At 73.0% G+C, this 7,446-nt stretch carries 6 protein-coding genes; 3 read left to right on the top strand and 3 right to left on the bottom strand.

From position 1 onward, the window contains the following. Positions 1-315 precede the first annotated feature (315 nt). On the bottom strand, positions 316-2,469 hold the full coding sequence (locus G3I65_RS55530) for a DUF6049 family protein (RefSeq protein ID WP_160704629.1): 2,154 nt from the start codon (positions 2,467-2,469) through the stop codon (positions 316-318). Further along, positions 2,466-3,008: an NUDIX hydrolase gene (locus G3I65_RS55535; RefSeq protein WP_163046934.1), complete on the bottom strand. Its 543-nt coding sequence runs from the start codon at positions 3,006-3,008 to the stop codon at positions 2,466-2,468. Before G3I65_RS55535 ends, G3I65_RS55530 begins: the two co-directional genes overlap by 4 nt. Before the next feature lie 101 nt (positions 3,009-3,109). On the opposite strand from G3I65_RS55535, the gene G3I65_RS55540 reads away from it, so the two are divergent. Genes G3I65_RS55540 through G3I65_RS55550 form a run of 3 tightly spaced genes read left to right on the top strand, consistent with a single transcriptional unit; the run spans position 3,110 to position 6,731 of the window. Further along, a complete protein-coding gene (locus tag G3I65_RS55540) occupies positions 3,110-4,552 on the top strand; it encodes a CCA tRNA nucleotidyltransferase (RefSeq protein ID WP_160704631.1) in 1,443 nt (480 codons plus the stop codon). Between the two features lie 39 nt (positions 4,553-4,591). Further along, positions 4,592-5,866, top strand: coding sequence for an ATP-binding protein (locus G3I65_RS55545; RefSeq protein ID WP_160704637.1), 1,275 nt, complete (start codon positions 4,592-4,594; stop codon positions 5,864-5,866). 13 nt (positions 5,867-5,879) lie between these two features. Beyond that, positions 5,880-6,731 carry a class I SAM-dependent methyltransferase gene (locus G3I65_RS55550; protein WP_160704633.1) on the top strand — a complete coding sequence of 284 codons (852 nt, stop codon included), beginning with the start codon at positions 5,880-5,882 and terminating at the stop codon, positions 6,729-6,731. On the opposite strand, the gene G3I65_RS55555 is transcribed toward G3I65_RS55550, so the two are convergent. Beyond that, positions 6,718-7,446: TNT domain-containing protein (locus G3I65_RS55555; protein ID WP_160704635.1), on the bottom strand; the 729-nt coding region annotated here is incomplete at its 5' end. The genes G3I65_RS55550 and G3I65_RS55555 overlap by 14 nt on opposite strands.

The raw sequence follows: 7,446 nt of genomic DNA on the forward strand, positions 1-7,446 counted from the left end.
GGGCGCTGTGCGTCGTCCGGGGTCGGGAGGTGGCGGGTGTGGCCGTTGCGGGGCGGCTGCCGACGGCCGCGCTCCTCCGGTGGTGGGGGCTGCTGGCGGCGGACCGGCTGCGACGCGCGCGGGGGCCCGTCCCCCCGTTGCGGGGGCGGACCGGCTTCGCGCCGAGGACGACTCGCACGCTCGGGTGGTAAGCCCGGCTCTCTCTCCAACGCGCGCCCAATCCTCGGTGCTCTACTCCGGTGCCGCGGCCTGGTGCCGCGCATGTGCGGACCAAGGGTAATCGGGAACCGCCCGGAACACGCGAAGGCCGAGGGATCAGTCCACTACATCGCGTCCGGCCCGGGCGTCCTTTACCCGCCGGTAGATGCGCCTCGAGGCGAGCAGAAGCAGCGCCACACCTGCGGCGACGGTCGCGATGATGGTGATCGCGCCGTACTCCGTGGACGTCAGTTCGAACCGCGCGGATGACCCGAGCGGGGTATCGCTGGGCGTGCTCAACGACACATCGACGCTGAACCGGCCGGCCCGCAGCGCCTCGACCGGGAGCAGGTACTGGCGGCCGCCGCCCGCCGGGAAGGACACCTCTTTGCTGACGTCCGCGCGCAGGCCCGTGTTGTTGCTCAGGGTGAACCGCGCGTTGATGCCGACCGGCAGGTCGTTCACCACGTAGACCGGCAGCGGGGAGTTACCGGACGCCAGCGCGATCGTCTGCCGCGGCTGCTGGACGCTCACGCGGTCGCTGATCGCCGCGATCTCCGCCTGGGCGTTCGCGGTCGCCGCGTCGGCGGGCAGGCCGCGCCACGCCGTCGACGCGCCGCGGAGCTCGGCCAGCCGGACCGGGGCGACGACATCATCCGGTTTCACCCGTTTGGTGGCGTCGAGCTGCATCGAGGACGCCATGCCGGCGGCCTGGCCTTCGACGGCCGAGAGCGTCGAGACGACCTGGGGGTCGACGGCCGCGTTCGGGTCCTGGCCGCTGTCGCCGACCGCGCCGGTGGCGGCCGGGTCGGCCGAGAGCAGCGACGGGAGTGCGATCGGGGTGACCACGCCGGCGCTGATGAAGGCGCTGACCTGCTCGAGGTACGCGGTCAGCTCCGCGGCCGGCGCGTCCCAGCGCCGCGGCGGGGCGATCAGCAGGTGGTCGGGCCGTTCCTGGCCGGCGGGCTGGCCGAGGCCGGCCCGGAAGGCGAGGGCGCCGAGACCGTTCTGGCTCGAGATCGCCCGCTCGGTGTTCACCGGCACGGTGACCGAGTCGGGCACGGTCCGCACGCCCGTCATGGCGGCCGACACCAGCGAGTCGGTCGGCTGCGCGCGCACGGTGCTGCCCTGCACGGTGACGCCGCCGCCGGCCGCGGTGGGTGCCAGCTTGCCCGTGTCGGTCAGCACCGTGCGGACGCCGGCCTGGGACAACGCCGCGAGCACCGCTTCGCTCGGCGTACCGCCCGGCCAGAGCACGCCGGTCTGCGGCGTGACGCCGGCCAGCTGCTGGATGGTTGCCGTGCCCGAGACCGCGGCGGTCACCAGGGAGGTGTCGCCCGGGCGGATCTTGGCGACGGCCTCGAGGTCGGCGTCGGCGAAGGGCAGCGCCACGACGCACCGGCCGGTCAGCAGCGTCTTGAGCGAGGTGAGCCACGCCTTCGCGGCCTCGGTGCCTTTGCCCTGGACGTTCCCGCCGTCGGTGTGCACCTGGTAGCCGCGGCTCATCGCGTCGACCGTGGTCAGGAGGTCCGGGTCGAGGGCGAAGCACATCGACTTCGCGAGGTTCGAGTTGCCGTGCACGGCCGCAGCCGCGGCGGTGACCAGCGCGTTCAGCCGGCCGTCCCCGACGATCTCGGCGGCCAGTCGGTCGTCGCGCAGCACCAGCGGCTGGCCGTACGGCGCCGCGTACACCTGCGGGACGCTGCTGGTCAGCGGCCAGAGCATGGTCATGCTCGGCGCGCCGGCGCGGCCGGTGGCCTGCTTGCCGGGGCTGGTCAGCACCGGCATCAGCATGCTGACCGCGCCGAGCCGGGCGGGCCCGCCGAACTCCGGCGTGCCGTTGACGTTCACCAGCAGCGGGTAGACGCCGGGGCGGCTGAACCGCTCCGCCCGCGGGCCGGTCAGGTTCACCGTGATGTTCAGCGGCGCGGTCTGCCCCGGCTCCAGCGCGTCCGCGACCGACGCGAAGTCGGTCAGCGGGCTGTCCTTGACGACGGCGCCGGAGAGCACGTCGTTGATCCCGCGCGAGGTCGTGACCCGGTCGCCGACCTGCAGGCGGACCTGCGGGCGGGTGATCTTCCGGTCGCCGGTGTTGGTCACCGTGCCCGCGACGGTCAGCGTCGTCGTCGACCCGGTGATCACGCGCGGGGCGAGCTGATCCAGGTCGACGCGCAGGCGGGCGCCCTCTTCCGCCTGGGCCACCGAGGCTCCGGCGAAGGCGGGGACGGCCAGGAAGAGGACGGAAAGGAAGGCTGCGGCGAACCGCTTCACTCGGGGGCTCCCTCAGGGGCGTGCTCGTCTCGTCCGTGGACGTCCGGGCGCGCGAAAAGTTCCTTGGCCTTCCGGACGAGCTTGCGTTCGTCGGAGTAGGCGAGTTTGGTCTCCAGCTCGGCCAGCGGGACCCAGGCCACCTCGGTGACCTCGACGTCCTCGTCGGACAGCTCACCGCCGAGCGCCTCGAGCAGGAAGTGGTGGACGGTCTTGTGGATGCGCCGCCGCTCGGCCACGAACCAGTAGTCGATGGTGCCCAGCGGCCGCATGACGCGCGCGGAGATGCCGGTTTCCTCCTTCACCTCGCGCACGGCCGTCTGTTCCACCGTCTCACCGTCCTCGATGTGGCCCTTGGGCAGCGACCACAGCAGTCTGCCGTGCCGGTCGAGCCGGCCGATCAGCACCGCCTGTTCGCGTGCCGCGTCCACCACGAGGCCACCGGCCGACGTCTCGTCGACCGTGGTCAGGCGCCTGCCGCGCTGGCGCCTGCGCCGCCTGCGCGGCTTCGAGGCGCCGGGTCGGCCGGCTGATCCAGACATGCTGCGATGCTAGAGCAAACGGTTGCCCCGGTAGGCTGGCTCTCCGTGTCCGTGTCCGGCGGTGCTCGGAGCAAGCGCACCTGGAACGTAGTGGGATTTTCGTGAACGACGTGGTCGTCAAGCAGAACGCGGTGGTGGAGCTGATGCGGGTCTCCCCCCTGGCCGAGGAACTGGCGGAGCGGTTCGCCAGTGCCGGCCACCGCCTTTACCTGGTCGGGGGCAGCGTGCGCGACGCGCTGCTCGGCCGGCGGTCCGGCGACCTCGACTTCACCACGGACGCCCGGCCGGACCGGGTGCTGAAGATCGTCAGCGAGTGGGGCGAAGCGGTCTGGGACGTCGGGATCGCCTTCGGCACCATCGGCGTGACCAAGAAGGGCATGCAGCTCGAGATCACGACGTTCCGCGCGGACAGCTACGACCGCGTCGGCCGCAACCCCGAGGTCACGTTCGGCGACAGCATCGAGGGCGACCTGCTCCGCCGCGACTTCACGGTCAACGCGATGGCCGTCGAGCTGGCGTCGGGGACGTTCATCGACCCGCACGACGGCTTGAGCGCCCTGAAGGAGAAGGTCCTCGACACGCCCGCGACGCCGCAGGAGTCGTTCGCCGACGACCCGCTGCGGATGCTGCGGGCCGCCCGCTTCGCCGCGCAGCTGGGCTTCACCGCCGCGCCGCGGGTGGTCGACGCGATGACGTCGATGGCGGGCGAGATCGACCGGATCACCGCCGAGCGCGTGCAGGCCGAGCTGTCGAAGCTGCTGCTGGCCGCCGACCCGCGGCCGGGCCTGGAGCTGCTGGTCGACACCGGGCTCGCCGACCGGGTGCTGCCCGAGGTGCCCGGGATGCGGCTGGCCATCGACGAGCACCACCAGCACAAGGACGTCTACCAGCACTCGCTGACCGTGCTCGCCCAGGCGATCGAGCTGGAGAAGTCGCACGAGCCGACGTCCGAGCCGGACCTGATCCTGCGGCTGGCGGCGCTGCTGCACGACGCCGGGAAGCCGGCGACGCGCGAGTTCCAGCCGGGCGGCGGCGTGAGCTTCCACCACCACGAGGTGGTCGGCGCGCGGATGGCCCGCAAACGTTTGCGGGCGCTGAAGTACTCGAAGGAGATCGTCGACGACGTCTCCCAGCTCGTGTTCCTCCACCTGCGGTTCCACGGCTACGGCAAGGGCGAGTGGACGGACTCGGCGGTCCGCCGGTACGTCACCGACGCCGGCCCCCTGCTGACCCGGCTGCACAAGCTGGTCCGCGCCGACTGCACCACGCGCAACCGCCGCAAGGCGGCCGCGCTGCAGGCGACGTACGACGACCTCGAGGCCCGGATCACGGCGTTGAAGGCCAAGGAGGACCTCGACCGCGTCCGCCCGGACCTCAACGGCGAGCAGATCATGGAGCTGCTGGGCATCAAGCCGGGGCCGGACGTCGGGAAGGCGTGGAAGTTCCTCAAGGACCTCCGGCTTGACCGGGGGCCGCTGGAGCACGACGAAGCCGTGGCCGAGCTCAGGCAGTGGGCCGCGGAAAACGGCATCGGGAACGGCTGAGCCGTGACGGCGGGCGGGGGCAGCTTCCTGGTGGCGCTGATGCGCCGCGGCGCCCCCGCGATCGCAGCAGCCACGAGCGAGCTCCCCGACGAGATCGCCGACCCCACGCCGATGCACGCGCTGCGGCGCATCTCGCGGATGAACGGCCCGATCGACCCGGGCGAGCGGGACGGCCTGCTGCTGCGCGCCACGCGGTACGTCGTGCTCATCCCGCTGGCCTACCGGCTGCTCGCCGTGCCCGGCCAGTTCGGCGTCTACGCCTCCCGCCACGGCACGACCGGGCTGCTGCCGGTCGGGGTGTTCACGCTGCTGTCGGTTGCGCTGAACGTGATCGGCCTCCGCTGGATGTTCCGCTCGGCGCCGTTCCGCGGCCGGGACGCCGGAAAGCTCCTCGCGGTCGACCTGGTCTTCACCGTGCTCTCGCCGCTCGTCCTCGCCGTGACCGTGCCGGCGGACGGCTACTTCGACGCGCTCGCGGTGAGCAGCGTCCACCTGTTCGGCGAGGCCGGGCTGCTGACGCTCGCGCTGGGCGTCCCGAGTGGACTGGTGTTCGGGCTGGCGAGCTTCCCGCTGCGGATGCTCGCGAACTGGCTCAACACCGGCCGGTTCGAGGTCGGCGCCGCGTTCTCGACGTACTCGGTGCTGCTCGCCGAGCTGTTCCTGGCCACCGCCGCGCTGCTGCTGACCGGCCTCGGCACCCGGCTGGCGCTGGCGTACGGCACGCGCAACGGGCGGCTCGCCGAGCGCGCCCAGCAGCACCGGATGCTGCACGACACCGTGCTGCAGACGCTCGAGGCGATGGCGCTGTCCGGGACGGCGAACCCCGAAGAGCGGCTGGTCGAGATCCAGCGGCTCGCGCGAGCGCAGGCGATGGAGATCCGGCAGACGATCGAGACGGCGAAGTCCGAGCGGGCCGAGGCGGGGGCCCGGCCGCTGGGCGAGAAGCTCGCCGCGCTCGCCGCCGAGATGGCGCGCGACGGCCTGCGCGCCCAGCTCGTGGTGGCGGAGCTGGACGACGACACGCTCTCGGAAGTCCGGCAGATCGCGATCCGCGACGCCGTGCGCGAGGCGCTGCGGAACACGATGAAGCACTCCGGCACCGACCGGGTCGTGGTCCGGGTCGAGGAGCGCGACGGCGGCATCGCGGTGATCACCCGCGACCACGGCAGCGGCTTCAGCGCCGCCGATCACCCGGCCGGGTTCGGCATCAGCGAGTCCATCACCGCACGCCTGGCCGAGGTCGGCGGGACCTCGCGGGTCGAATCGGGACTCGCCGGGGGCGGCACGCGAGTGACGCTCTGGGTCCCGTTCTGATATCTCCTGAGACATGACCTCGATCGAGCTGCTCGCCGACGCCCTCGCCGCCCACCGCGCCGGTGACCGCGACCAGGCCGCCGCCCTCGCCGCCGAAGCCGGGCGCGCCGGCTCCTCGCTGGCCGACGAACTGCGGACCTACCTGGGCGGGGACGGCTCGGCGCCGGTGTACGACCAGCCGGGCGCGTTCACGGCGTTCATCCGCGGTGGCGGCAACGTCGGCCTGTACCGGGCGCTGAGCGCCGCGCTCGCCGAGCGCTACGACGCCGAGAAGCCAGAATCGCTGCTCGACCTGGGCTGCGGGGACGGCCTCGCCGTCGTGCCCGCGCTCGAGCAGGCGGCGCACACACCCGCGCGGATCGACCTGGTCGAGCCGTCGGCCGCGCTGCTCGACGGCGTCCACGAGCGGGTGCCCACGGCCCAGTGCTGGCAGTCGACCGCCCAGGACTTCCTGGCCCGCGACGACCTCGGGTGGGACTTCGTCCAGTCGACCTTCGCGCTGCAGTCCATCGAGCCCGAGCAGCGCGCGGACGTGCTGCGCGCGCTGCAGCTGCGCACCGGGAAGCTGGTCATCGCCGAGTTCGACGTCCCCGAGTTCGAGGAAGGCTCGCCGGCGCACCTGCGCTCGCTCGTCGAACGCTACGAGCGCGGGGTCGCCGAGTACGGCGACGACGCCACCCTGGTCGCGCAGGGTTTCCTGCTGCCGGTGCTGCTCGGGATCGTCTCCGGGCAGGAGCGCACGAACTGGGAGCAGCCGGCCGCGGCCTGGGTCGAACAGCTGGAGACGGCGGGCTTCACCGACGTCGACGTCACCCCGCTCGCCGACTACTGGTGGTCGCCCGCCGTCCTGATCACTGCCTGCTGAGCGAGCCCGTCTCGACGTGCTGGGCGAGCGGCCGCGGCAGCAGGTAGGCGACCGCGCCGCCCGGCATCCCGCTCCACGGCGCCGTCACGCCGGTCAGCACCCGCACCCCGCGCAGCACCCGGTACAGCCGCTTCTCGCGTTCGCGCTCGAACGCCAGCGACGTCTCGACGAACCGCGAGCCGTCCGCGTGCACCAGGTTGCCGGTCTCGTTGCCGAACCGGACGACCGTCGTGCCCGGCGCGAGCGTGATCAGGCGCTTGCCGCGGTAGAAGTTCAACGGCGGCTCGCCGCGCATCGGCAGGATCGGCCAGTCGGCGGGCTGGTCGGACTCCTCGGCCGGGCGCGGCGGCAGCATCAGCAGCACGCCGAGCAGGAACCGGGCCGCGTCGCCGAGCGAGCCGAACGCCACCGGCTCGTCGAACGGCGGCCGCGAGACCTCCCAGCCGTTCTCGGCGCGGCGAAGCGTCCAGACACCCTCGGCGGGCACCTCGTTCGCGCCGATCCGGTACGCGGCGGCCGGTACGCCGTGCTCGGCGAGCCGCTGCTGGAGCAGCTCCAGCGTTTCCCCGCCGCGCAGGTTCCGCACCTGCTCACCGCGGGCGACGCGGGTCAGCGCGCGCTCGTCCGGCAGGTCGGCGGGCGTCTGCGCGGGCCGCGGCGAGCCGTTGACCTCGGCCTCCGCCGTCGCGCGCACGAGCTCGCCGACGAACGGCGG

The organism is Amycolatopsis sp. SID8362, from assembly GCF_010550475.1.
GTDB lineage: Bacteria > Actinomycetota > Actinomycetes > Mycobacteriales > Pseudonocardiaceae > Amycolatopsis > Amycolatopsis eburnea.